The organism is Ruegeria sp. AP7, from assembly GCF_056539905.1.
Genome location: NZ_JBQFVT010000005.1, coordinates 113875 through 137009, shown reverse-complemented (window position 1 = coordinate 137009; position 23135 = coordinate 113875). Strand labels below are relative to the sequence as shown.

General features: G+C 53.7%; 23 protein-coding genes. 13 read left to right on the top strand and 10 right to left on the bottom strand.

Annotated elements, in window-relative coordinates:
- Nucleotides 1–43 precede the first annotated feature (43 nt).
- Genes ACR0KN_RS11765 through ACR0KN_RS11750 form a run of 4 tightly spaced genes read left to right on the top strand, consistent with a single transcriptional unit; the run spans nucleotide 44 to nucleotide 4026 of the window.
- Nucleotides 44–991 carry a cytochrome ubiquinol oxidase subunit II family protein gene (locus ACR0KN_RS11765; protein ID WP_480653694.1) on the top strand — a complete coding sequence of 316 codons (948 nt, stop codon included), beginning with the start codon at nucleotides 44–46 and terminating at the stop codon, nucleotides 989–991.
- Nucleotides 988–3078, top strand: a complete 2091-nt coding sequence (locus ACR0KN_RS11760) for a cbb3-type cytochrome c oxidase subunit I (RefSeq protein ID WP_480653692.1) — start codon at nucleotides 988–990, stop codon at nucleotides 3076–3078. The genes ACR0KN_RS11765 and ACR0KN_RS11760 overlap by 4 nt, the downstream gene beginning before the upstream one ends.
- Nucleotides 3075–3707 carry a cytochrome c oxidase subunit 3 gene (locus tag ACR0KN_RS11755; RefSeq protein WP_010441483.1) on the top strand — a complete coding sequence of 211 codons (633 nt, stop codon included), beginning with the start codon at nucleotides 3075–3077 and terminating at the stop codon, nucleotides 3705–3707. The genes ACR0KN_RS11760 and ACR0KN_RS11755 overlap by 4 nt, the downstream gene beginning before the upstream one ends.
- On the top strand, nucleotides 3700–4026 hold the full coding sequence (locus ACR0KN_RS11750) for a cytochrome o ubiquinol oxidase subunit IV (RefSeq protein WP_170475091.1): 327 nt from the start codon (nucleotides 3700–3702) through the stop codon (nucleotides 4024–4026). Before ACR0KN_RS11755 ends, ACR0KN_RS11750 begins: the two co-directional genes overlap by 8 nt.
- 87 nt (nucleotides 4027–4113) lie before the next feature.
- Here the strand turns inward: ACR0KN_RS11750 and crcB are convergent, their stop codons facing one another.
- A complete protein-coding gene (crcB, locus tag ACR0KN_RS11745; RefSeq protein WP_480653690.1) occupies nucleotides 4114–4476 on the bottom strand; it encodes a fluoride efflux transporter CrcB in 363 nt (120 codons plus the stop codon).
- Nucleotides 4473–4841, bottom strand: coding sequence for a fluoride efflux transporter FluC (locus ACR0KN_RS11740; protein WP_480653688.1), 369 nt, complete (start codon nucleotides 4839–4841; stop codon nucleotides 4473–4475). The genes crcB and ACR0KN_RS11740 overlap by 4 nt, the downstream gene beginning before the upstream one ends.
- Nucleotides 4842–5096: 255 nt before the next feature.
- Here ACR0KN_RS11740 and ACR0KN_RS11735 point away from each other — a divergent pair, with 255 nt between their 5' ends.
- Nucleotides 5097–6677: an FMN-binding glutamate synthase family protein gene (locus ACR0KN_RS11735; protein WP_480653686.1), complete on the top strand. Its 1581-nt coding sequence runs from the start codon at nucleotides 5097–5099 to the stop codon at nucleotides 6675–6677.
- Between the two features lie 6 nt (nucleotides 6678–6683).
- On the opposite strand, the gene ACR0KN_RS11730 is transcribed toward ACR0KN_RS11735, so the two are convergent.
- Genes ACR0KN_RS11730 through ACR0KN_RS11715 form a run of 4 tightly spaced genes read right to left on the bottom strand, consistent with a single transcriptional unit; the run spans nucleotide 6684 to nucleotide 10600 of the window.
- Nucleotides 6684–7340, bottom strand: a complete 657-nt coding sequence (locus tag ACR0KN_RS11730; protein ID WP_480653684.1) for an ABC-type transport auxiliary lipoprotein family protein — start codon at nucleotides 7338–7340, stop codon at nucleotides 6684–6686.
- Nucleotides 7337–8653, bottom strand: a complete 1317-nt coding sequence (locus tag ACR0KN_RS11725; RefSeq protein ID WP_480653682.1) for an MlaD family protein — start codon at nucleotides 8651–8653, stop codon at nucleotides 7337–7339. The genes ACR0KN_RS11730 and ACR0KN_RS11725 overlap by 4 nt, the downstream gene beginning before the upstream one ends.
- Before the next feature lie 5 nt (nucleotides 8654–8658).
- Nucleotides 8659–9474, bottom strand: coding sequence for an ABC transporter ATP-binding protein (locus ACR0KN_RS11720; protein WP_170475076.1), 816 nt, complete (start codon nucleotides 9472–9474; stop codon nucleotides 8659–8661).
- A 1-nt stretch (nucleotide 9475) separates the two neighbouring features.
- Nucleotides 9476–10600 carry an ABC transporter permease gene (locus tag ACR0KN_RS11715; protein ID WP_480653680.1) on the bottom strand — a complete coding sequence of 375 codons (1125 nt, stop codon included), beginning with the start codon at nucleotides 10598–10600 and terminating at the stop codon, nucleotides 9476–9478.
- Between the two features lie 399 nt (nucleotides 10601–10999).
- On the opposite strand from ACR0KN_RS11715, the gene aspT reads away from it, so the two are divergent.
- From aspT to ACR0KN_RS11690, 5 genes are all read left to right on the top strand, one after another.
- Nucleotides 11000–12685: an aspartate-alanine antiporter gene (gene aspT / locus ACR0KN_RS11710; protein ID WP_480653678.1), complete on the top strand. Its 1686-nt coding sequence runs from the start codon at nucleotides 11000–11002 to the stop codon at nucleotides 12683–12685.
- Nucleotides 12686–12703: 18 nt separating this feature from the next.
- A complete protein-coding gene (locus ACR0KN_RS11705; protein ID WP_480653676.1) occupies nucleotides 12704–14320 on the top strand; it encodes a bifunctional aspartate transaminase/aspartate 4-decarboxylase in 1617 nt (538 codons plus the stop codon).
- 55 nt (nucleotides 14321–14375) lie between these two features.
- A complete protein-coding gene (locus ACR0KN_RS11700) occupies nucleotides 14376–16277 on the top strand; it encodes a PAS-domain containing protein (RefSeq protein ID WP_480653674.1) in 1902 nt (633 codons plus the stop codon).
- Nucleotides 16278–16979 carry a response regulator transcription factor gene (locus ACR0KN_RS11695; RefSeq protein ID WP_170544146.1) on the top strand — a complete coding sequence of 234 codons (702 nt, stop codon included), beginning with the start codon at nucleotides 16278–16280 and terminating at the stop codon, nucleotides 16977–16979.
- Nucleotides 16980–17086: 107 nt separating this feature from the next.
- Complete coding sequence (locus ACR0KN_RS11690) at nucleotides 17087–17566, top strand: hypothetical protein (protein ID WP_480653672.1); 480 nt, start codon at nucleotides 17087–17089, stop codon at nucleotides 17564–17566.
- Nucleotides 17567–17586: 20 nt separating this feature from the next.
- Here the strand turns inward: ACR0KN_RS11690 and ACR0KN_RS11685 are convergent, their stop codons facing one another.
- The 3 genes from ACR0KN_RS11685 to ACR0KN_RS11675 all read right to left on the bottom strand — a co-directional run bounded on the left by ACR0KN_RS11685 (nucleotide 17587) and on the right by ACR0KN_RS11675 (nucleotide 21086).
- Nucleotides 17587–18894 carry an HlyD family type I secretion periplasmic adaptor subunit gene (locus tag ACR0KN_RS11685; protein ID WP_480653670.1) on the bottom strand — a complete coding sequence of 436 codons (1308 nt, stop codon included), beginning with the start codon at nucleotides 18892–18894 and terminating at the stop codon, nucleotides 17587–17589.
- Nucleotides 18894–20633 carry a type I secretion system permease/ATPase gene (locus ACR0KN_RS11680; protein WP_480653668.1) on the bottom strand — a complete coding sequence of 580 codons (1740 nt, stop codon included), beginning with the start codon at nucleotides 20631–20633 and terminating at the stop codon, nucleotides 18894–18896. Before ACR0KN_RS11680 ends, ACR0KN_RS11685 begins: the two co-directional genes overlap by 1 nt.
- 279 nt (nucleotides 20634–20912) lie before the next feature.
- Nucleotides 20913–21086 (bottom strand): hypothetical protein, encoded by a 174-nt coding sequence (locus tag ACR0KN_RS11675; RefSeq protein ID WP_480653666.1) that lies wholly within the window; start codon nucleotides 21084–21086, stop codon nucleotides 20913–20915.
- Between ACR0KN_RS11675 and ACR0KN_RS11670 the strand changes: the two genes are divergently transcribed.
- The 3 genes from ACR0KN_RS11670 to ACR0KN_RS11660 are packed head-to-tail and all read left to right on the top strand — an operon-like array spanning nucleotide 21074 to nucleotide 21847.
- Nucleotides 21074–21334, top strand: coding sequence for a DegT/DnrJ/EryC1/StrS family aminotransferase (locus ACR0KN_RS11670; RefSeq protein WP_480607905.1), 261 nt, complete (start codon nucleotides 21074–21076; stop codon nucleotides 21332–21334). The genes ACR0KN_RS11675 and ACR0KN_RS11670 overlap by 13 nt on opposite strands.
- A 50-nt stretch (nucleotides 21335–21384) precedes the next feature.
- Entirely contained in the window at nucleotides 21385–21501 is a 117-nt protein-coding gene (locus ACR0KN_RS11665) for a hypothetical protein (RefSeq protein ID WP_480653664.1), read from the top strand.
- On the top strand, nucleotides 21464–21847 hold the full coding sequence (locus tag ACR0KN_RS11660; protein WP_480653662.1) for a DegT/DnrJ/EryC1/StrS family aminotransferase: 384 nt from the start codon (nucleotides 21464–21466) through the stop codon (nucleotides 21845–21847). Before ACR0KN_RS11665 ends, ACR0KN_RS11660 begins: the two co-directional genes overlap by 38 nt.
- A gap of 154 nt (nucleotides 21848–22001) precedes the next feature.
- On the opposite strand, the gene ACR0KN_RS11655 is transcribed toward ACR0KN_RS11660, so the two are convergent.
- Nucleotides 22002–23015: an NAD-dependent epimerase/dehydratase family protein gene (locus ACR0KN_RS11655; RefSeq protein ID WP_480653894.1), complete on the bottom strand. Its 1014-nt coding sequence runs from the start codon at nucleotides 23013–23015 to the stop codon at nucleotides 22002–22004.
- Nucleotides 23016–23135: the final 120 nt, after the last annotated feature.

The following is a 23135-nucleotide window of genomic DNA, read 5'->3' as shown; positions in this document are numbered from 1 at the left end:
AACCCCCGCCGCAAGAGGATCATCAGGCGTGACCTTTTCCCGGATGTCTTCGATCGCAGTGCCCGCTCTGGTGACGCTAGTTGCGCTGTTGCTGACAGTGCAGGCCGCTGGGGCAAGTGATAGTTTCATGGACCCACAGGGGCCAATCGCCGAAATCCAAAAAAAGCACCTTCTGCGAGCGACCGCTCTGATCCTGATTGCGGTGATCCCGGTTTTGGTCTTGGTGCCGCTGCTCGCTTATAGGTATCGCCGACGTAAAGGTGGAAACGCATATTACAAACCGCACTGGGATTTCTCGGCAAAGCTTGAGGTATTGATGTGGGGTGTACCGGTGCTGATTGTGGCGATCCTGTCATTCTACCTTTGGAAAACCACATACCGTCTTGATCCCTATGCAGCCCCGTTCGGGGAGGAGCCTGCCTTGCGGGTACAGGTGGTTGGTCTCGATTGGAAATGGCTGTTCATCTACCCCGATCTTGGAATCGCCACAGTCGGAGAGTTTGGCATCCCCATCAAAAAGCAGGTCGCGATTACGCTGACGACCGACACAGTGATGCAATCGTTTATGATCCCTGCATTGGCTGGGCAAATCTACGCCATGCCTGGCATGACAACGCAACTGCATGTGGTGGCCGACTCGCCCAATACGATGCAGGGTGAGAACACGCAGTATAATGGTCGCGGGTTCACCAAGCAGAAATTTCTAACGCAGGCTATGCAACCCGTAGATTTCGAGGCCTGGGTCGCCAGCGTCCGGGCGCATGGTATTCCGTTGACAGAAGACACGTATCAGACACTGGCCATGCGCACGGATCGGGACGAAGTTCAGGCGGCGTTAGGAACCGAACTCATGCCGCTGAACGCGCTTTATTTTACACTGGAAGAACGTGATTTGTTCCGCTCGATCCTGCATCGTTATCACAGCGGAGAGCCTCTTGCCCTTGGCCAGCAACCCGGCACCACTGCGTACGGGTCGGAGGCAAAACAATGACTTCAGTCGAGACTGGCATTTTGGGTCGCCTGAGTTGGGATGCGTTGCCGATCACCGGGCTCATCCGGGCGCCCGATGCCAATGAAATCGTCGCCAACGCTGCGGCCGGTATAGTGATAGTGGGCGCTTTGACGGTGCTGTTCCTACTAACGTGGTTTCGCCTTTGGAGCCCTCTCTGGCGGGATTGGTTGACCAGCGCTGATCACAAGAAAATCGGCATCATGTATATCGTCTTTGCCATCGTCATGCTGGCACGGGGCGTGTTGGAAGGTGTTGTGATGCGGGCCCAACAGGCGGCAGGTCCGGGCGATGGATTTCTGGAGCCCGAACACTTTGCTGAGCTATTCAGTACCCACGGCACCATCATGATCTTCTTCGTTGCCGTCCCCTTTGTCTTTGGTGTGGCAAACTATCTGGTTCCGTTGATGATCGGCGCGCGGGACGTTGCATTTCCGGTTATGAACCAAATCAGCCTTGGCCTGACGGTATCGTCCGGCATGATGTTGATGGTCTCGCTGGTGGTTGGCGAGTTTTCGACCGGAGGTTGGACCGCATATCCGCCTTACACAGGCGCCGCGTTCAATCCCGGCGTCGGGCCGGATTATTGGATTTGGGCCATTGTTGTCTCGGGCGTAGGCACCACTCTCACTGGTATCAATTTTGCCGTTACAATTTACAAGCTGCGTGCGCCTGGGATGAAATTCATGCGGCTGCCGATGTATTGCTGGACGATCATCTGTAGCTCAATCCTGATCGTCTTTGCCATGCCGCCCCTTGGCGTGGCGGCGCTGTTGCTGGCCGCTGATCGGTATCTAGATTTCCATTTCTTCACCAATGATCTTGGTGGAAACATGATGAACTATGCCAACCTGTTCTGGCTGTTCGGCCACCCCGAGGTCTATCTACTGGTCTTGCCAGCATATGGGATCTATTCCGAAATCTTTGCCACTTTTTCGGCCAAGCGTCTCTATGGCTACAACTCGCTGGTCATTGCCACGATGTCGATTGCAGTATTGTCTTTCACAGTATGGCTGCATCATTTCTTCACCATGGGCCAAAGCGCGCTGATCAACGCGGTATTCGGCATTGCGACGATGCTGATCGCGATCCCAACCGGTGTGAAAGTCTATGACTGGATGGCCACGCTCTATCGCGGGCGGATACGGTTTTCCGTTCCGATGCTCTATGGTCTAACCTTTTTGATGCTGTTCGTGATTGGTGGCCTTAGCGGGGTAATCCTGGCCAATCCGACGATTGACTATCAGGTCCACAACACGTTGTTCCTTGTGGCGCATTTCCACAACGTCCTTTTGCCCGGAGTACTGTTTGCGCTACTCGCGGGCTATAATTACTGGTTCCCGAAAGCCTTCGGTTTTCGCCTCAACGAATTCTGGGGACGCGCCTCAGTCGTCTGCTGGACCGTGGGTTTCTTGCTGACTTTTATGCCGCTTTACTTTGTTGGTTTGATGGGAATGCCGCGCCGGTCCTACAGTTGGGAGGACCCGAGTTTTCACCCCTACATGATCATTGCCGTAATTGGTGCATTGGTCATCACCTGCGGGTTGTTCTCGATCCTCATTCAACTTTGGGTCAGTATCCGCAATCGTGAACAAACCCGTGCTCCGATAGGTGATCCGTGGGATGGGCGTACACTGGAATGGTCTATCCCGTCTCCGCCACCGCCCTACAACTTTGCCATCATCCCGGAGATCACCGACCGCGACAACTTTGCCGCCGCCAAAGAGCGTGCTGCAGCTTATCCAAAACCTGAAGCCTATGAAGATATCGAGATGCCGCGCAATACCGGCATCGGGTTCATCCTCTGCGTTCTCAGCGGTGTCTGGATGTTCGCACTGGTTTGGTGGATTTGGTGGCTGGCGCTCCTGATGACGATTACTATCATCCTGGCAATTATCATCTGGAGCTTTGATACCAGCACCGAAATCATCATTCCTGCCGAAGAGGTCCGCAAAGACCATGAAGCTTGGCTGGACCTTGTCCATAGTACTGCAGCAGTGGATCGCGATTATGAAATCGCCCCAGAAAATCGCGGTCTCGCACGCCCGGATATGGAGGCCGTGACATGAGGCGCGCACCCACGCAAAGCTATCCGGGCATCAACCTTGGCGAAGGCCATGCAAGCGCCCACAAAGCCACCGAAGTTGTCACTTTTGGCTTCTGGGTCTTTCTTATGAGCGATCTGGTCTATTTCGGCCTGATGTTCGCGATCTACATCACGATGATTGATGCTCAGGCCGGTGGGCCCGGACCACATGAATTGTTTGATCTGAAAAGCATCTTTGCTCAAACCCTGATATTGTTGACCAGCAGTCTGACCGTAGGGCTGGCAATGCTGGCGTTGAAATATAACTTGCCGCGAGCGCGGATCGTTCTGTGGTTTGGGGTAACACTGGTGCTGGGGCTTAGCTTTCTGGTTCTGGAGATCCGCGATTTTCTGAACATGGCAGCCCAGGGCGGTATCCCTCAGCGCAGTGGATTTTTGTCGGCTTTCTATGGCCTTGTGCCACTGCACGGTCTGCATGTCGCGTCGGGGTGTCTGTGGCTGATCGTCTTGGGCATTCAGCTAAGAATGTTCGGACTAACTGACTTGTTGATGTCCCGTATGGTGCGACTGGCATTGTTCTGGCACTTCCTTGATCTGATCTGGGTCGGCATCATCACAATTGTGTATTTCGGAGGGCTGACCTATGGATAGACGCGCTGACCTGCACAAGCGAGAGCGTCGCCGATATGTTATCGGATATGGTGGGTCTCTTCTGCTGACGCTGGCGGTCTTCTTAATCGCGCACCGATACGGGATTGAAACCAAAGGGGTCTATCTTAGCATCGGCCTACTGGGCTTGGCACAGTTGGTTGTGCAGTTGGTGTACTTTCTTCATATCGACAGGCGGCGCAGCAGCCGAGAGGATTTGGACCTGATCCTTTTCTCAACGCTGGTCTTATTGATTATCATCGGCGGGACGGTCTGGATTCTAGGTAATTTGGCCATTCGGATGCACATGCAGATGATGTGATCCGCCAAGCCCTGACCCGCTTGTAGCCGCATCAGGAATGGTTCTTCGCACCACTATCATTGGTTCCATAACCGGTAACTCGATTGGTCAGGCCATCAGGACCAATCCTAACCAAAGCGCGATCCAGCATAAAACCAGACTGAGAATAATGTTGCCAGCTGCGAATGCGAAGGTTCTTTCACGGTTCAACTGCAGTGACTGGTAAGCAAAGCTGGAAAACGTTGTGAAGCCACCGCAGAAGCCAAATACCAATCGGTTCTGTTGCTCGCTCATTTCGATTTCCCCGCCGAGATAACCAACCCAGAGACCAAGCAGAAGGCTTCCCGCCACATTCACGATCAGTGTAGCGTAAGGCAGATCGTGGGTCACCTGCAGCGTCAACCAGTGGCGCAGTACAGCACCTGCTCCTCCTCCCAGCGCAAACATGACGTGCAGATACAGGTCGTTCATTCTGGATGCCTCCAAGGCAAGTACTTTCGACCCAACGCTTCACCCAAAGCCGCTGCGGTTAAGCCAATTGCAATTTCTGCCCCGAAGGCGGTGATGACGTACCAACCAGTGGTTTCGGCCAAACGCTCCAACTCGGCCACAAATGACGAAAAAGTAGAAAGGCCGCCGCAAAACCCAACAGCACCCAAGTGCAGCACATGTGCATGAACTTTGTGGCGGATAGAATAGAGCCAGCCAAGGATGAAGCAGGCCACAATGTTAATACCGAACGTCTCTGTCAGGAATGGAGCACCGGGTATCGGCACCATGAACAGTTCGCGCAGCAGCGAACCCGCAGCGCCACCAACAAAGACGGCTGCGTACATCTGGGCACTACGCCTGAGGGCAGGTGCAGTTTGTGACACTTAGATTGATCCCGCTCTTACTGTGTCTTATCCCGCATATAGATTGCGAATGGACCGATCAACTGCCCTTGCTAACTCAACCGTTACTAACGACCGATTAGCAAGGTCTTGCAAATTCAGTTGAATCTGGTTCACGTTTAAAAACATCTGCCGGGCTTCGAGCCCACGATCCAGCCGAGGATACACAGCTCTTTACGCCACTCAGGGAGGTCAGGGATGATTGTTCGCAGACTATATTATGTGCTCAGCTTTGTGGTCCTGCCACTTACCCTATTGTTGGGGTATTTCTGGTCCCCTGCGAATTGGCTGTTGGTCATTCTGATCCCGTACGCGATTGTAGGAATGTACGATATGCTGACGACCAAGCATAACGTATTGAACAACTATCCCGTTCTCGGCCACTTCCGCTATATGCTGGAATTTGTCAGCCCCGAAATCCGGCAGTATTTTGTGGAAACCAACGAAAGTGGCCGACCTTTCAATCGGATTATCCGCAGTCTGGTCTATTCCCGCGCCAAAGGGCAGGTGGACACGCAGGCATTTGGGACCCAGTACGACATACTGAGTGTCGGTTATCATCGTTCAAATCACTCGCTTTCGCCAAAACATGTCGATGAAAGTGAGGAGCGGATTATGCTTGGCGGGCCTCAATGCGACAAACCCTATAACGCTTCGCGCCTGAATGTTTCAGCGATGAGCTTTGGCGCACTCAGCGCAAATGCGATCCGGGCACTGAACGGTGGTGCCAAGGATGGCGGGTTTGCACATAATACCGGCGAAGGAGGGCTGTCCCCGCACCATCTGGCAGAGGGTGGTGACATCATCTGGCAAATCGGAACAGGGTATTTTGGATGTCGCACCGCCGATGGGGGGTTCGCCAAGGACAAATTCGCCGAAAAAGCCAAATTGGATGTGGTGAAGGCAATCGAGATTAAGCTTTCACAAGGGGCAAAACCGTCTCATGGAGGGGTATTGCCGGCCGCAAAGGTGGACGAGGAAATCGCGGAAATCCGAGGCGTTCCTGTGCATCAGGATGTAATTTCACCCCCTATACACTCGGCGTTCGATGGGCCGACAGGGTTGATGCAATTTGTTCAGCATCTGCGGGAAATGTCTGGCGGTAAGCCGATTGGCTTCAAACTGTGCATCGGCCAACCTTCGGAATTCATGGCGATCTGTAAAGCCATGTTGGAAACCGGCATACTGCCCGATTTTATTACCGTTGATGGTGCCGAAGGAGGGACCGGCGCGGCGCCGGTTGAATTTACCAACCGTCTGGGGATGCCCCTGAACGAAGGGTTGATCTTTGTAAACAATTGCCTGCGTGGGATTGGAGTGCGCGACAAGGTGCGCGTGATTTGCTCGGGCAAGGTTGCGACGGGTTTCGACATGGTCGAGAAAATGGCCTTGGGTGCTGATATGTGCAACGCGGCGCGGGCGATGATGTTTGCCGTTGGGTGCATTCAAGCACTGCACTGCAATACCAATCGGTGCCCTTCGGGCGTGGCGACGCAGGATCCGATCCGGGGCCGAGCGGTAAACGTGCCGCAGAAACGTCAGCGTGTGCACCGGTTCCATGACGCGACATTGGAAAGCTTCCGCGAGATCTTGGGTGCTATGGGCAAAGCCAAGGTTTCTGAATTGCGACCCAGCGATATCCTCCGTCGCATGGCAGATGAGGGAGAGCGATCTTACGCTGAGCTTTACAGCTTTCTGGAAGAAGACGCTTTGCTGGGCAAAACCGTGCCGCAGGAATATGCTGCGGATTGGCAGGCAGCTTCGGCCAGCCAGTTCTGACAACACCTAGCTTTGGCTTGATCGTGGGTTGTTCTGCACGTGAGTATTAATTTTGCGGATACTCCATTCGACCGCATCCCGCATGGTCCGGCCCAAGGCCACATCAAATGCTTCGACTAGATCAGGGGTCTGATCAGTTGTGGCCATTACGTTTTCCCTGAACGAGCTAGAGGCGATAATCTTGTCCTCGTACTCATCGATGATTTTGATGTTGATGCGAACTTCCACGCGCACCGTTTTTGAGTCTCCCGTTTCGCTGACGACTATGCCCTGAAACTCGCGCAAATCGGGTGCAATCACATAATCAGCCCGCAGGCCAACCGTCGATCGCCCCACGGCCGCAACCTTGCCGGAGTTTTCATAGCTTTCGACCATCAGCGCCTGAACGATCAATGGCGCGCGATCCACCCAACGGGCCCGAGGTAGGTATTGAACTTGCAGCAAGGTCGGCTGAACGGCGATCTGATCGGTGTTTACCGCTGCCGTCGCTGTGGGTTCTTCAACAACGATCTGTTTCTGTATGCGCGGCAGCGAAGACGAGAACGTGCTCTTTGGGGTTAGCAAATAGAGATCGTTGGGCTTTGAGGCTTGCCGTAGCGTTCCTAGACCGGTGCAACCCGTCATTGCGGCCAATATCAGAGACAGTGTTAAGGGCCGTATCATTGACGAAACTCCGATGCTTGGGTACCTAACAAAAAGCGGGCGGGGTCGCGTTCGACCTTGTCGACCAGTCGGTCGAGACTAATCACCAGACGCTGCGATTCCTCGATGAAGCGGATAAACTGAGGCAAGCCAACGCGCAAGAAATCCGAGACCTGACGGCGGTTATCCTGAACGACGCCATCGATGGTACCCAACAGATCTGACGCCGATTTAGAAGCGCTCAGGACGTCGTCTGATATTTCGTCAATTTTTTCGGTGATGTTCGAGACGGTTTCCGCGACTTGATTGGCTGCCTTACTTACATCGGCTGCGACCGGAGATATATCCTCGTCCATCACGCGATTGGCCGAGTCGAATGCTCGCTCGGCCGAGTCTAGCGCCCCTTTGGCCGAGTTCATCGTGGATGTAACCGATTCAAGGGTCGTGTTTGCGTTCAGAACAGTTTCACTTATCACGCCAAGTGTCAGGCTGCCCTCATCTGACAGTCGGGTCAGCCTTTCGGCAAGGATTGAACCCCGCTCGATAAATGGTCGAATTTCCTCCTGAATTACGTTTTCAGCGCTGGCAATGGCGGTGTTTGCAGTCTCGAGAGTTGTTTTGGCAGTTTCTGACGTCTCTTTGATGCTCTTGAGCGTATCGGTTCCTGTGCTCAACGTTGTTTCGGCCGTGTTCGCTAACGTATCCAATCTCTTGGTGAATTCGCCAACATCTTTAGCGGCACCGCCCAGATCCGACGAAAGCGACTGGAAATCCGTCAGTGTTTTATCCAGTTTGCCCGACGCTTCTGCCAGATTGTTCAGGATATCAGACACCGCCTTGCGATTGTTCTCATCTACAACGGAATTGAGGTTCTCCAGCAGGGTGACCGCCTTTTCCAGAACCTCTGGTGCGCCTTCGAGTAAGGACTGGATCGAGCTGCGCTTGCTTGTGATGACGCTGTTTTGGGGCAATTTCTGTGCAGTTGGTGATCCGCCGGACAACTCAACATATGCCACGCCGGTGACGCCCAGAGACTGCAATTGCGCGATAGTTTCCTTGGTGACGGGGATGCCTGCATCAATCTCTAGCCGAACCCTTACTTTCGAGGGGTCATTTTTGTCCAGATCCAGGGAAATCACCTGTCCCACCGGCAAGCCGTTATAGTTCACACCACCGGCGGCAGACAGGCCCGAGACATTGTCGAACAACACATCATAGTATGCGTATTGACGGGTTACTTCGAATTTGGCGAGCCATAGGAAGAACCCGAAGGCACCAAGAATGCCCGCCAAGGTGAACGCACCAATCAGGATATAATTCGCTCGGGTCTCCATCGCCTCTACCTGTCCTGCCCCTTCTGTTGTGCCGCACGGGCGCGGGGGCCTGTGAAATATTCCTGAACCCAAGGATGGTCGACCTTGGTCATCTCTTCTATCGGACCTTCAACCAGCACACGCTTTTCCGCAAGTACAGCGATGCGGTCACAAATGGCGTATAAACTGTCCAGATCATGCGTCACCATGAACACAGTCAGACCAAGCGCGTGCTGAAGTTCACCAATCAATTCATCATAAGCGGCAGCCCCGATCGGGTCCAACCCAGCGGTTGGTTCGTCCAGAAACACGATTTCGGGATCCAACGACAGGGCGCGGGCCAACGCGGCGCGTTTTCGCATACCCCCGGACAGTTCCGAGGGGAATTTGCTGCAACTTAGCTGAGGTAGTCCGACCAGACTGATCTTAAGTCCCCCAAGCGCGGCCATCAGTTTTTCACTTATGCCGGTATGTTCACGCAGAGGCGCCATCACGTTTTGCAGCACGGTCAGCGAGGAAAACAGCGCTCCGTCCTGAAAGGCGACACCCCAGCTTTTTTCGATGCGCTGACGCTCTTCTTCGGGGCCGTTCAGGACATCAACACCCAGAACTTCGATGCTGCCCGACTTAGGCTTGTTCAACCCAACGATCGTGCGCAATAGCACCGACTTACCGGTGCCCGAGCCACCGACAACACCCAGAACTTCACCACGCCAGACATCCAGATCAAGATTGTCATGGACCACTTGATCTCCAAACTGATTGGTCAGATGGCGCACACGAATAACGGCTTCACGTTTCGTATCGGATTGGGTTTTGTTTTGCAGCGCGGCCCCATCCATCTCATATCCCCATTTCTGAGAAAAAGATCGAGAACAGCGCGTCTATCGCAATTACCATGAAGATCGATTGCACGACCGAGGATGTCGTCCGCTGACCAACACTTTCGGATGAGCCTTTGACCTGCATGGCTTGCCAGCAGGCAATAACTCCGATCACCAACGCGAAGAAAGGAGCTTTGATCATTCCAACGGCAAGTTGTGCCACCCCAGTATTTTCCTTCAACCGGGTCAGGAACATGCCGGGGCTCACTCCAAGGTCGATCCAACTCATCAAAGCGCCACCGATTAAACCTGCCATGTCGGCCACAAATCCCAGGATTGGCAGCATGATAAGCAAGGCTACGACACGCGGGATGACGAGAACTTCGATCGGGTCAAGCCCGAGTGTCCGCATCGCATCAATTTCTTCCTGCACCTTCATGGAGCCGATTGAGGCGGTAAAGGCCGATCCAGAACGGCCTGCGACTATAATAGCGGTTAGCAGGATACCCAGCTCTCGCAGGATAGAGATTGAGATCAGCTCCACTACAAAGATCTCGGCCCCAAACTGTTTTAACTGAGTCGCGCCCTGGAACGCTAAGACAACCCCAATCAAAAAGCCCATCAAGGAAACGATCGGCAGAGCTTTGAAGCCGACCTGCTCCATCTGCGAGAACAATGCAGCACGCCGCAACCGCCAGGGCATGATCAAAGTTCGAACCAAGCGATGCAGGGTAAGGCCCAGGAAGCCGACGATCGACAACGTGTCTTGCCAGGCACCAAAAGTCTTTTGACCGACCCGAGCAACCCAGTTCACAAAACCCTGCGGCGGCAGCTCCTCTCCGGCCGCATCGGGTATGTTGTGCGATACCGTCTCGATCAACGAAGAATGCGCTGGGGCCACCCCTTCAAGCCGAACCTGGGTCCCATTGGAACTCATCCGTCGTACGAGGTTGGCAACAAGCCATGCCCCTCCGGTATCCAAAGACTCGACTTGTGACATGTCTATCGTAGCATCTTGCCCGTTGGGCGTAAGAGCCGCAAAATCCCCTTCAACACGATCCAACAATTGCGTGCGCAAGTCCCCCGATATCCGTATGCAAACGCCGGTTGCGCTCGTCTCAGAATTTATCGTCGGCCGTGTCATAGCCGTATGTGATGGCAAACACTTGGGGCCTGCAATGGATTTGTTCAAATAAGCTAAGATTTTACCCTCACGCATGGCGAGTGTGCGACAGTGAAATTCGGGGCGAAGATTGCTAAAGAAACAGTGCAACTGGTCGAAACCTGTCATTTGAATACCAAGAATCTGCCGGGCAAACCTCGAAAGGTATTGATAGGCGTGCGGGAGCAAAACAGGTTAATATTCAGATAATTATGGACAAGTATCCTTCTTGAGGTATCGTGTGCTGGAAATTTCAAATTGTGGTTGAGTTTGTCGAATGGGCAGCTTGGTCGGCAAATAGATTAGCTTGTAGGGCGCATTTCTGCCTCGCCACCGCCGCTTGCACCACATGCCTTTTGCGCACGAACTGAGAGGTGGATGATGGTCAATTGGTTGGTGAATATTCTACAGAATTATCCTGAGCTGGCGGTATTTTTGTCGATCGGTATCGGTTTCTTAGTCGGCCCGTGGAAGGTGATGGGATTCAGCCTGGGCACAGTCACCGCAACGTTGCTGGCGGCTGTGGTGATTGGTCAAGCCCAGATTGACATCGACTCGGCCGTTAAATCGACATTCTTCATTATGTTTATATTTGCCGTGGGCTACGGTGTCGGACCGCAGTTCATTCGCGGTTTGAAGGCAGACGGCGCGCGCGAGGTGCTCTTTGCGCTCAGCGTGCTCGCGCTTTGCCTTGTTATTCCGATCATCGCAGCCAAGGTGGCGGGGCTGGAGCTTGGCTATGCAGCAGGGCTTTATGCCGGATCGCAGACGATTTCGGCGGCGATTGGAGTTGCCACTGACCAGATCGGTCAGCTGGGCCTGTCTGCGGAACAGGCCAAGACCTATGCTAACCAGATTCCGATCGCCTATGCGGTGACCTACATCTACGGCACTATCGGGTCGGCCATCATTCTGGCCAAGATCGGCCCGCGCCTGATCGGCGTCGATCTTGTCGCGGCCTGCAAGGAGTATGAGGCCAAGCTGGGTGGCACGACATCGGTGGAAACCGGTGATGGCATCGTCTCAGCTTATCGCGCGATCGAGGCGCGGGCCTTCGAGATCCCAGAAGGTAGCGATCTGCTGGGGCAACCGGTCAAAAACCTGATGCCCGGTATCCGCATCTATGCCGAACGCCTTAGACGCGACGGGAAGATCATTGAGGTAGACGATAACACCGTATTGCAGGTCGGAGATATCGTGATGTTCTCAGGCCGCCGCGCTGATCTGGTGGGGTTGCTTGAGACCAACCTCACAGAAGCTGATGCGCCTGATCTACTGAGTATTCCATCGGAAAAGCTGGATGTGCTGATCACCAGCAAAGAGGTGTATAACAAGACGCTTGAAGAACTAAGCAAATTGTCGATCGCGCGGGGCATTTATGTCTCGAAACTGATGCGCAACATGCAGGATTTGCCGCTGCTGCCAGGCACCGTTGTTCATCGAGGTGACATCGTCACAATTCAGGGCAGCAAACGGCACGTTGAGGCCGCAATTGCCCAGATCGGCTATGCAGACCGCCCGGTAGACACCACGGATCTGGCCTTTGTAGGTTGGGGCATATTCATCGGTGGGATCATCGGAACTCTGTCAGTCATAATGGGTGGTTTTCCGATCAGCCTTTCCACCACAGGAGGCGCGCTACTGGCCGGGCTGGTGCTGGGCTGGCTGCGCACTGTCCATCCGACATTTGGCCGAATACCTGGCCCGGCGCTTTGGTTGATGAACACTCTGGGTCTGAACGTGTTTATCGCGGTGATCGGGATCACCGCAGGGCCGGGATTTGTCGCGGGGCTGCAACAGGCTGGTATTGCGCTGTTGCTGTGGGGGATCGTCGCAACTTCGTTGCCGATGATCTTTGCGGTTTATGTCGGGCATTACGTGTTCAAATTCCACCCGGCTATTCTGTTTGGTGCCTGCGCAGGTGCGCGCACCACCACTGCCGCATTGGGTATGATCCAAGAAGCCGCGCAAAGTCGCATCCCGGCGCTCGGCTACGGAATGCCGTATGCGATAGGGAACACATTGCTGACCATCTTCGGGATGGTCGTCGTTTTGATCTTAAGCTGATTTGGAGAGGTTCACCTTATGGATAGAGTAACGCTGCACGATTACGAAGCACTCAGCCCGTTTCAGATCAAAGATGAGCTGATCAAACTGGCATCGGCTGAGGCGCACAAGGCCAACAGCGCCTTTCTGAATGCAGGACGAGGCAATCCCAACTGGATCGCCACCCGCCCACGCGAAGCGTTCTTTGCCCTTGGGCAATTTGCAATAACTGAATCCAAACGCGTGATGGACCATCCTGCTGGTTTAGGCGGAATGCCTGCGCAGAAAGGCTGCCATGAACGGCTACAGAGTTGGGCGTCAGATCATTCTGAAACACCGGGCGTCGACACGCTGCTTGAGGTCGTGGCGCATGCCATTTCTGCATTTGATTTCGACGCCGATGAGTTTGTGCATGAGCTGACGGATTCGATCATCGGTGACAACTATCCGGTCCCCGACCGCATTCTAAGACACAATTCCGCCATCGCCCATGAGTACCTGATGTGGTCCATGTGCCGAGGCCACCGGCCTGACGCTCAGTTCGATCTGTTCGCAGTCGAAGGCGGCACGGCGGCGATGTGCTACATCTTCAAGTCTCTGAAAGCCAATCGGCTGCTGAACCCCGGCGATACCATTGCGCTATGCACACCGATATTCACCCCCTATCTGGAAATGCCAGAGCTGGAGGATTACAGCCTTGAATCTGTCCATGTCGAGACCGACGAGGAAGACGGGTTCCAACTGACCGACGACGCTGTGGAAAAGTTGAAAGATCCCAAAGTAAAGGCGTTCTTTCTGGTCAATCCCGGTAATCCGTCTTCAGTTGCGCTCAACACCGCTTCGTTGCGCAAGTTGGCGGATTTAGTGGAAAATCAACGTCCTGACTTGATCGTGCTGACAGATGATGTCTACGGCACCTTTGTGCATGATTTTACCTCGGTCATGGGCCATCTGCCGCGCAATACGATCGGAGTATATTCCTATTCGAAGTATTTTGGCTGCACCGGCTGGCGGCTTGGTGTGATTGCCGTAGCGCAAGACAATATCTTCGATCTGAAACTGGCGGATCATCCGGACGAGATCAAACAGGCCTTGGACAAGCGCTATGGCACGCTCAGCCTGACGCCACGGGATATCCGCTTTATCGACCGGTTAGTGGCCGATAGTCGCGATGTCGCTCTAAACCACACAGCGGGTCTATCACTGCCGCAGCAGGTTATGATGACTCTGTTTTCGCTGTGCGAATTGGTCGATAGCAAGAAAATCTATCAGACCGCCTGCATGGAACTGGTTCATCGCCGTTTTAAACTCCTGACCGAAGCGATGGGGATCGAGGTGCAGGCAGGTGAGCACTACGACGCATATTACGGCATCATCGATTTTGAATACTGGCTGCGAAAATTTGTCGGCGAAGATGTCGTGGCATGGATTAAACAGAATGTTCACCCGTTGGATATCGCGTTCAAGCTGGCCGAAGATTATGGCATAGTTTTGCTGAACGGCAGCGGATTTGATGCACCCGGATGGTCCGCTCGCGTGTCCTTCGCAAACCTGCCGGATGAAGCCTATTCGCAGATCGGAACAGCCGTTCGATCAGTTGCGCGGGGTTACGTGCAGGCTTACCGTGCCGCGAACAATTTGCCGCTGCATGGCTAGATCAAATTCCCTACACCTGTGCCTGAACTGGTGTTACCCATAGGCGCAGGGGAGGATGAATTTGGAGATATCCGAACAACGCATTAAGGCGATGACAACGGCTGGCCTGAACCTGATCGGGCAAGCGCTGTCGATCTATGACAGTCAGTTGCGCCTTGTAGTCAGCAATCTGAGATTTCAGGAAATGTTCGGTTTACCGGATGAACTTGTCGAACCAGGTGCATTGTTCCACGACACCATTCACTTTCTCGCCAGCCGTGGCGAGTACGGCCCGGACGGTGATGTCGCCGAAATGGTTGAGACCCGTGTTGCTCAGGCGTTGGCGTTCGAGCCACACTACATGGAGCGTACTCGACCTAATGGCCAGGTGATCTCGGTCGAAGGTGCGCCCTTGCCGAATGGTGGTTGGGTGGCTGTTTACACAGACATTACGCGCACCAAGCAGGTCGAAGAATTGCTGCGAACCCGCTCAGAAGAACTGTCCGACCAACTTTTAGGACACGCCGAAGAGCTTTCGGCAACAAACCGGAAACTGGCTGCAACGATTACGGCGCTTGAAGAGGCTAAGCGCCAGTTGACCGAGATCGAGGCGCGCACGCGGATGACAACCGAGATGATGCCGGCTCATATCGCGCATCTGGATACTGATGGACGATACGATTACTCAAACCGCCGCCTCAGTTCGGTTATGCCCGGCCGCCCGTCTGACATTCTGGGCCTTCACATATCAAAGGCCTTGGGGCAATCGGCCTATGATCGGGTAAAACCGCATCTGGAACAGGCGTATGGCGGCCAACCATCGGTTTTTGAGTTTACCGAGGATCAGGATTCGCGCCGCATTCGCGTGTCCTTCACGCCAGACAAAGCTGGTGGCGTTTATGTCATGTCGGTGGATATTACCGAAGAGACACAGGCTCGTGTCGCCCTTCAGCAAACGCGACGCAGAGCGATGGCGGCGCAAATGACCAGCGGGCTCGCCCATGACTTTTCGAATTTGTTGACCATCATATTGGGAATGCAGGCGCGACTTGAGAAGATGGATTTGCCTGTCGAGGCAGGTCAGCTTGTATCAGCCACGCAGCAGACCGCACGGCGAGGCGGGCATTTGTTGAACCGCATCGCAGACATGACTGGCAATCGCACGCCCCAACCACAGGCGACGGATATGCGCGGGCTACTCGAGGATTTGCGCATTCTGGCCACACCTTCCTTACCGCGCGGAATGGGACTGTCGGTCGTAAATACTTTGCCCAATAAGCCGTTGATGCTTGATCCAGGTATGGTGCAGGATGCTCTGCTAAATCTCGTGCTGAATGCCCGAGACGCCTGTGGTACGTCCGGTCAAATTACCATCAGTGTGCATGCGATCGGAACCATTTGGATCGAAATTACGGTCTCGGACACGGGTTCAGGCTTTACTCCGGAAGCGCTGGAGCAAGCATTAAATCCGTTCTTTACCACCAAAGGCAGCGATGGATCGGGGCTGGGACTTCCGATGGTTTATGACACCGTAAAGCTCGCCGGGGGCGATCTGAATTTACGGAACACGCCTTCTGGTGCATCGGTTGTAATACGCCTGCCTTTCCGACCAGCGCCGCCCTCTCAGGCGGGTCTTGTACTTTTGGTGGAGGACAACGATGAATTGCGCAGCCAATTTCGGGAAATTCTGATTGGATTGGGCTGTTCCGTCATCGAAGCGAGTTCGGTTGAAGAAGCACTTACTTTGACGTCCGATATTGAAGATATCACGCTGGTGCTATCAGACATCCGGCTTGAGGGTGAAGGCACCGGCATCGATATCGTCGACCATCTGAGTGGTGCTTTGCCTTGCATCCTGATGACATCCCTACCGATTTCCGATCCGTTGCATCATCAAGCGCTGAAACGCGCGCCTGTCCTGAGCAAACCTTTCACGCCAGAGCAGCTTTCCGCTCTGATCCGTACCGAGGCCGCGTAGATGACACAACCATTGGTGACCATTCTTGATGATGAACCTGAAATACGGCACATTTTGACAGGCGCTCTCGAAGATGCGGGTTTTCGAACCCAAAGCTTTGCGCGCGCGCGTGAATTCGAAGCGTCGTTGAAGCGGGTCACGCCAGATGTCTGCCTTGTGGATTTGTCGCTCCCTGATACTGATGGACTGGCACTGGTACATCGCCTTGCGCTCGAGCAGGGGGCCGCTGTCATTATCATCTCGGGCCGGGCACAGGTGCAGGATCGAGTGACAGGGCTCGAACTTGGGGCGGACGACTACATAACCAAACCTTTCGACCCCGCAGAGGTCATCGCGCGTGTTCGCGCCCGTTTGCGGTCTACTGGTCCTGCTGTGCAAAACTCAGATGCCGCCGAATTCAACGGATGGACCGCGCATTTTGACCGATATGTTCTGATTGATGAAAATGGTGCGGAAACACCATTCAGCCACGCCGAAGGTGAGGTTCTGCGCCTCTTCCTCGAAAGTCCCAAACGCCTTATCAGTCGGGCCCGTATGCAAGAGATTTTAGGTGGTGGCGCGGGTGACAGCTTTGATAGGGCGATGGATGTACGTATCTCACGGTTGCGGACAAAATTGGGAGAGGACCCCAAAAATCCGCGCCTGATCAAAACTATCTACGGGGCAGGGTACATCTTTCTAGGCGACGTTGCCTGGCGATGAGCATCCCCTTCAAACAATTGTCAATTTACCGCCACGACGAATGAACCGGCATTTCTTGAGGCGAAAGCTCATTCGCGAAATGCCCGGTCCTTGATCTTCAATACCGGTTGGATCAGGTAATCCGGTTTACGCCTGATGGAGGCTCCACTCTCACAGCGCAAGCCAATGAAAATGGTGAATTCGATTTGGAAGTACCGGATGGAACGTTTCGCGGGCAATTGGAAATCATCAAGTCTTATTCGACAGCGAGCAGCGAAATTACCACGCTGGATGCTCTTCAGGTTTTGCGTATGTCCATAGGCCTCGACCCAACTTGGGGGGCTGCCGCTGCAGAGAATTTCATCGCAGCCGACATAACCCAAGATGGGTCGGTTAATGCCCTCGACGCGCTTGCTATTCTACAAGTCGCGGTTGGACAACCCACCGCACATGGGGCCGGATGGGTATTTCTGGACGCGAACGAAGTTTTGTCTGATATCTCCAGAAACAATGTGAATTACGATACAAGCGTCGATGTCACCATAATAGATGGCGCTTTGACGCTTGATATGACTGCAATACTCCTGGGAAATGTCGAAGCAGTTTGAGCATGGGCTTCAGGCCCCGATCACTCCCTGAATGCGCGATAAAAATAGTCAGCCAATGGTTTGATCAGATAGGATAGAGGCGTACGCTCATCTGTCTTAATCATAGCTTCAACTGGCATTCCAGGCAGCAGTTCCTGACCGTTGAGACGATCAAGCTGGCCTTCATCGGGCACCACTTCGGCCCGATAGAAAGTAAAGCCGCTGGCCTCATCGGTGAACGTGTCAGCCGAAACGTTGACTACATGGCCTTCGATCTCGGGGGTATCACGCTGGTTGAAGGCTGGGAACCGAAGGGCGACATCCTGTCCACGATGCAACTGATCCACATGCAATGCGTCAACACGCGCGGCAACCAGTAACGGAGTGTCCTGAGGAACTACGTACATCATCGGTTCACCGGGTTGTATGACCGACTGAATCGCAAAAACCTGGCTGTCATAAACTGTGCCGGCAACGGGAGCGCGAATATCCAGACGCGACAAACGCTCGGTTAGTGCAAGGCGCCTTTCTGCCAACTCAACTGCACGAGATTGGACGTCTCGAAGTTCGGTAATCGCCTCTTCGCGGCGGGTGGCCTGCAGTTCGACAATCTGAATTTCGGTCGTTGCGATCTGGCCCTTGAGCCGTGCAATGGTCGATTCAAGCCGCCCTATTTGTCCGGTAAGATTTGCCTCTTCTCTTTGTAGGGCAGAGACACGGCTTGCTTGTGTCAGACCGCGTTGCAGCAAACCCTGCTGATCTTCAAGTTCGGTTCTGATGAGTTCAACTTGCGTATTCAGTGATGAAAGCTGAGCCTGAATACCTTCAATCTCATTTCCGATCTGAACCTTTTGTTTGCCTAACTGGTCAATCTGTTGGGTCAGCGTGTCAAGTCTTGCATTGAACAATCGTTGCTGGCCCGCCAGCAAATCGTCACCGATTGTTTCATTGGATTTGAGCTCCTGCAGGCTTTGGGCAAGTGCATCGACATTCGCGCCATCCCTCTCTGCCTCAAGCCGAGCTTTTCGGGCAAGCAACTCGAACAGCTGTGATTCAACGATGGTTGTCTCCGACGCCAGAAAAGTATCGTCGAGCCTCAGCATCAATGCGCCTTCAGTGACACTATCACCGTCACGCACGAAGATTTCACCGACTACCCCGCCATCCGGATGTTCGATCACCTGACGGTTGCTTTGGACTTCAATCACACCCTGGGAAATGATCGCCCCGGCCAGTTCGGTTCGGACGCTCCAGATTCCTAACCCTAACACCAGAATTGCCAGGGCCAACAAGCCGACAACGGCTGGTGCCGTGATGCTCCAGGCTGGACGTGAACTCTTGTCTGACATCATTCACCCACCTTATTCAGATGCCGTTTTATGACGTTGGCGTTTTGCACCATTGTATTCAGCACCTCATCGCGCCCGCCGGATTTTACGATCTGACCCTTTTCAACGACGACAAGATCATCGCACTCTGAGATAGCTTGCGGGCGGTGGGTCATGATGATGGTGGATTTGCCTGCTTTCTTAAGCTCGCGTACCGCAGTGTTCAAAGCCAGAGTTCCATCGGCGTCCAAAGCCGAGTTGGGTTCATCCAAGATCAACACAACAGGATTGCCATAGAGTGCCCGCGCAAGTGCAATGCGTTGTTTCTGACCACCCGAGAGCTGACTATCGTTCCCCTCAAGGAACGTGTCATAGCCCTTCTCAAGGCCGAGAATCAAATCATGTGCATTGGCCGTTTTCGCTGCTGCAACTACCGCTTCGGGATCAGGTGACTGAGACATACGGGCAATATTCTCGGCCACAGTACCATTGAACAAGGTAACTTGTTGCGGGAGATAACCAATGTGCTGCCCCAGATCGTCAGGATCGTATTGGTCCAGCGTCGCACCCCCCAAACGGATTTCACCCGCTGCAGGGGGCCATAAACCAAGCAGCGCCTTGGCAAGCGTTGTTTTGCCAGATCCGCTTTTACCGATGACGCCTAGCGCTCTGCCGGGCTCCAGCTCAAGCGCGGCATTGCGCAATGTAGGGGTTTTGGCGCCGGGCGGAATTACGGTCAAACCTTTTGCCACAAGATGCGCCTTTGGGGTTGGCAGCTTAGTGCGCGATGCCTCTGGCGGTGTGGAGTCGAGAAAATGGTTCAGGTTGATCCAGGCTGTACGCGCGCGTTCTATCATTGACCATTGGCCCACCGCCATCTCAATCGGTGCCAAAGCACGACCCAATAGGATAGTGCCTGCGATCATCGCACCGGGCGTCATTTCATTGCGAAGAACAAGCCATGCACCTAATGCCAACATCGCAGATTGAAGAAACAGCCGAAGTGATTTGGTGAGTGAGGTGAAACTGCCTGTCCAGTCACTGGCGGAAATCGACTGCGAGAGCGCTTCGGTCCGCTGGTTCAGCCAACGCTTAGATACATCCTCCTGCATTCCTTGCGATCTCACCACTTCGGCAGCTTGCCGGGCATGTTCAGAAAATGCGTTGGCTTTGGCAGTCGCCACCTGCGCTTCTGCGACCTTACGGTGCGTTAAACCTTGGTTGAGCAGAGCAATCACTACCAAAAGTGTACCACCAGCCACCGCCAGCCAGCCCAGCAATGGGTGAAACAGAAAAATCGCAGCAAGAAATACTGGGGTCCATGGAATGTCCATCACTGCAAGCAAAACAGGGGAGGCGCATAACGAGCGAATCGACTCCAAATCGCGCAACGCCGTAGCAGGCGCTGACCGAATTTGCGGAAACAAGGCACGCCGCATCGTTCCTTCAAACACGCGCTCATCGAGGGATGACTGGAAACGGGCGCCAAATCTGGCAACGATCCGGCCACGTGCATAGTCCAGCATCGCCATCAGCGCATAAAGCAATGCGACAAGCAGAAACAGAGCTGACAGTGTTTCGGTCGAGCGTGACCCAAGGACCCGGTCATATACTTGCAGCATAAACAGAGGGCCGGTCAACATCAGCAAGTTGACAAACACACTGAATAGGAACGCAAGCGCAAGGAAGCTGTTGCCTTGGTTGCGGACTTTTCTCAGCTCGTGTCGCTGGGGTGGGGTGTTGCGATTTTTCAAACTCACACGAACGGCCCTTGATTGCTCACATCGAGAACTCGTCAAAAGCCGAATTTCCAGAACCCGAAATCGACCTGACAATTGTGGCAACTATATCTGCGCGCTTATGCAGGGACAACGCGCGTTATCCGCTGCTTAGTAGCTTTCGGCGGTGATTATGCTGTTGCTCGTTCGAAAATGGCAGGAACACGCCGACTGCCTTAGCGTGATCCGCGCCGGCCTTGGAAAACTCCGCCAGCCATTTTCAGTCGGAGTTTACTTTAACTTCCAAAACAAGGCAGCCATTCAGGCGCGAACCGCTTTACTGCGTTCATTGAGTACATTTGCAAGTTTGCCAAATACATTCACATGCACCGCGGTGTTGACTTCGCCAGCCAACTCAATGAACCGGGTGTCGACGCCATACTCGCGCGCTTTCCAGAGAGCAGATCCCAGAGCATCCAGAGATGTTCTTTTCATTAAGAAATTTCTCGCTTTTTGGATTTGCAGAGTTTTGCACCAATATCTCGCGGATCACTCAAACCCAAGATGGGGTCTCTACCAGTCGCCCTGTCAGAAAAGACAATGGGTATTTGTTTGCAGATAACGTGCGACGCACTCAGTTTGAGAATTCATTCACCGGCACCAAATATTGCATCAGATGTGCTAACGGGACAGATGCCTTGCAGGTTGCTCTAATGGCGCTAGAGGTTAGGCCGATTGATTAAATCATCACACCTGGTTTTCCTAAATCGCGACGGCGAAATTTATCAGGCTATTGGGAACGACACCAGGTTATGTCGACATTGATCCCACCACCTATAGTCTTGACCCCAATAAGTTGGACTCGGCCGATAATGTCCCGGACCCCGGCCACTACCCCTGTGTCGCTTAATGGGCAGCCTGCTGATTTCGACCACATAAATGAAGTTGCTTCGGCACATGGTTTGCCTGTGATCGAAGATAGGGCGCAGAGCTTTGGCGGATCTCTGCACGGCAGGCCTTCAGGGAACTTGTCAAAAATCTCGTGCTCCAGCTTCCTTCCATCGAAGCCGACTGGTTGTTACGGTGATCGGGGCGCTATCTTCACTTCGGATGATGAACTGAGCGTTGTCCTCAGTCAGATTGCTCGGCATGGGCAGGATCGGTGCTATTACCGCCTGAGAGTAGGAATAAACAACCCACCGCGTCAGATCCTAATGCAGATCTGCCAGTTGGCGATTAGGCAGCAGCAGGTGTGATCAGCCTGACAATGCTCCCATACCTACAGGAACAGACGCAAGCACGGATCTTCGACGCATTGAAACAAGCAATTTGATAACTGTAGTGACCCTAAGGGGACCCGCCTAGTTTCTCAGAGTAGCGGTTGTTTTAAGATTGACCAAATCGCAGGCTCTATTTGCTGTAATAGTCGCGATACCAGTTTACAAAAGCCTGAATGCCGTCCTTGATTTCTGTCTTTGGGCGATAGGCAGTCAATCGGTGCAGCAAATCGGCATTGGCCCAAGTCGCGGGCACGTCTCCCATCTGCATCTCCATGTAGTTTCGGATCGCGGGCTTGCCGAGGCTTTCTTCGATCGCGTCAACGAAAGCCAACAGGCGCACTTTGTCAGAGTTACCAATGTTAACAATGCGGTATGGCGCGACAGGGCTTAAGCTATCGCCTTCAGCGATATCGTCAGGAGATTCGGGCCGAACCGGAGCGACATCGATTAAAAGCGAAATGGCTCGCACCAGATCATCAACATGTGTGAAGTCCCGATACATGTCGCCATGATTGTAGATGTCGATGGGCCGATCTTCTAGGATCGCATCTGTAAATTTAAAAAAGGCAAGATCCGGACGCCCCCAGGGGCCGTAGACCGTGAATACGCGAAACATGGTTGTCGGCAGATCCCAAAGGTGCGCATAGGAATGCCCCATCGCTTCGTTCGCTTTCTTGGTCGCAGCGTACATCGTAAGTTGATGATCTGCCTTCTCGCATTCGTCAAAAGGCATATCAGGATTAGCCCCATAGATTGACGAGGTGGAGGCCATCAGCAAGTGCTGTACTTTATGCCGCCGTGCCGCTTCCATCACGTTAAATGTTCCGACAACATTGCTTTCGACATAGGTGCGCGGGTTTTCCAAGCTATACCGGACGCCGGCCTGCGCCGCGAGGTGGATGATCACGTTCGGTTCGAATGCGTCAGCCATTCGATCGAAGCTCTCAGTGTCTTCCAGCATCCCTTCGTCACACGAAAAGTTCGGGTTTTCCAACAACAGCGCGTGCCGGCTCTGCTTGAGGCGGACATCGTAGTAATCCGTCATCCCGTCATAGCCGTGAACGCGATTACCATTCTCAAGCAAAAGTTTGCCAAGATGAAATCCGATAAATCCGACGGTGCCTGTGATCAGAACCTTTTGCATGATGTTGCTTACTTGTGTCTGGGCTTGGCGCTTGCGTCCACCGGCACATATGACGCCTACAGTCCTACGGCTCAAGCCGTCATTTCCCTATTGGCCGGTTTTCACTTTTCTATCCAAATC

Excerpts from the sequence above, each read along its gene's own strand:
- ACR0KN_RS11765 (WP_480653694.1), top strand. The coding sequence starts at position 44 with ATGTCTTCGATCGCAGTGCCCGCTCTGGTGACGCTAGTTGCGCTGTTG.
- ACR0KN_RS11760 (WP_480653692.1), top strand. The coding sequence starts at position 988 with ATGACTTCAGTCGAGACTGGCATTTTGGGTCGCCTGAGTTGGGATGCG.
- ACR0KN_RS11755 (WP_010441483.1), top strand. The coding sequence starts at position 3,075 with ATGAGGCGCGCACCCACGCAAAGCTATCCGGGCATCAACCTTGGCGAA.
- ACR0KN_RS11750 (WP_170475091.1), top strand. The coding sequence starts at position 3,700 with ATGGATAGACGCGCTGACCTGCACAAGCGAGAGCGTCGCCGATATGTT.
- crcB (WP_480653690.1), bottom strand. The coding sequence starts at position 4,476 with ATGAACGACCTGTATCTGCACGTCATGTTTGCGCTGGGAGGAGGAGCA.
- ACR0KN_RS11740 (WP_480653688.1), bottom strand. The coding sequence starts at position 4,841 with ATGTACGCAGCCGTCTTTGTTGGTGGCGCTGCGGGTTCGCTGCTGCGC.
- ACR0KN_RS11735 (WP_480653686.1), top strand. The coding sequence starts at position 5,097 with ATGATTGTTCGCAGACTATATTATGTGCTCAGCTTTGTGGTCCTGCCA.
- ACR0KN_RS11730 (WP_480653684.1), bottom strand. The coding sequence starts at position 7,340 with ATGATACGGCCCTTAACACTGTCTCTGATATTGGCCGCAATGACGGGT.
- ACR0KN_RS11725 (WP_480653682.1), bottom strand. The coding sequence starts at position 8,653 with ATGGAGACCCGAGCGAATTATATCCTGATTGGTGCGTTCACCTTGGCG.
- ACR0KN_RS11720 (WP_170475076.1), bottom strand. The coding sequence starts at position 9,474 with ATGGATGGGGCCGCGCTGCAAAACAAAACCCAATCCGATACGAAACGT.
- ACR0KN_RS11715 (WP_480653680.1), bottom strand. The coding sequence starts at position 10,600 with ATGACACGGCCGACGATAAATTCTGAGACGAGCGCAACCGGCGTTTGC.
- aspT (WP_480653678.1), top strand. The coding sequence starts at position 11,000 with ATGGTCAATTGGTTGGTGAATATTCTACAGAATTATCCTGAGCTGGCG.
- ACR0KN_RS11705 (WP_480653676.1), top strand. The coding sequence starts at position 12,704 with ATGGATAGAGTAACGCTGCACGATTACGAAGCACTCAGCCCGTTTCAG.
- ACR0KN_RS11700 (WP_480653674.1), top strand. The coding sequence starts at position 14,376 with ATGAATTTGGAGATATCCGAACAACGCATTAAGGCGATGACAACGGCT.
- ACR0KN_RS11695 (WP_170544146.1), top strand. The coding sequence starts at position 16,278 with ATGACACAACCATTGGTGACCATTCTTGATGATGAACCTGAAATACGG.
- ACR0KN_RS11685 (WP_480653670.1), bottom strand. The coding sequence starts at position 18,894 with ATGTCAGACAAGAGTTCACGTCCAGCCTGGAGCATCACGGCACCAGCC.
- ACR0KN_RS11670 (WP_480607905.1), top strand. The coding sequence starts at position 21,074 with ATGTTCTTTTCATTAAGAAATTTCTCGCTTTTTGGATTTGCAGAGTTT.
- ACR0KN_RS11675 (WP_480653666.1), bottom strand. The coding sequence starts at position 21,086 with ATGAAAAGAACATCTCTGGATGCTCTGGGATCTGCTCTCTGGAAAGCG.
- ACR0KN_RS11660 (WP_480653662.1), top strand. The coding sequence starts at position 21,464 with ATGTCCCGGACCCCGGCCACTACCCCTGTGTCGCTTAATGGGCAGCCT.
- ACR0KN_RS11655 (WP_480653894.1), bottom strand. The coding sequence starts at position 23,015 with ATGCAAAAGGTTCTGATCACAGGCACCGTCGGATTTATCGGATTTCAT.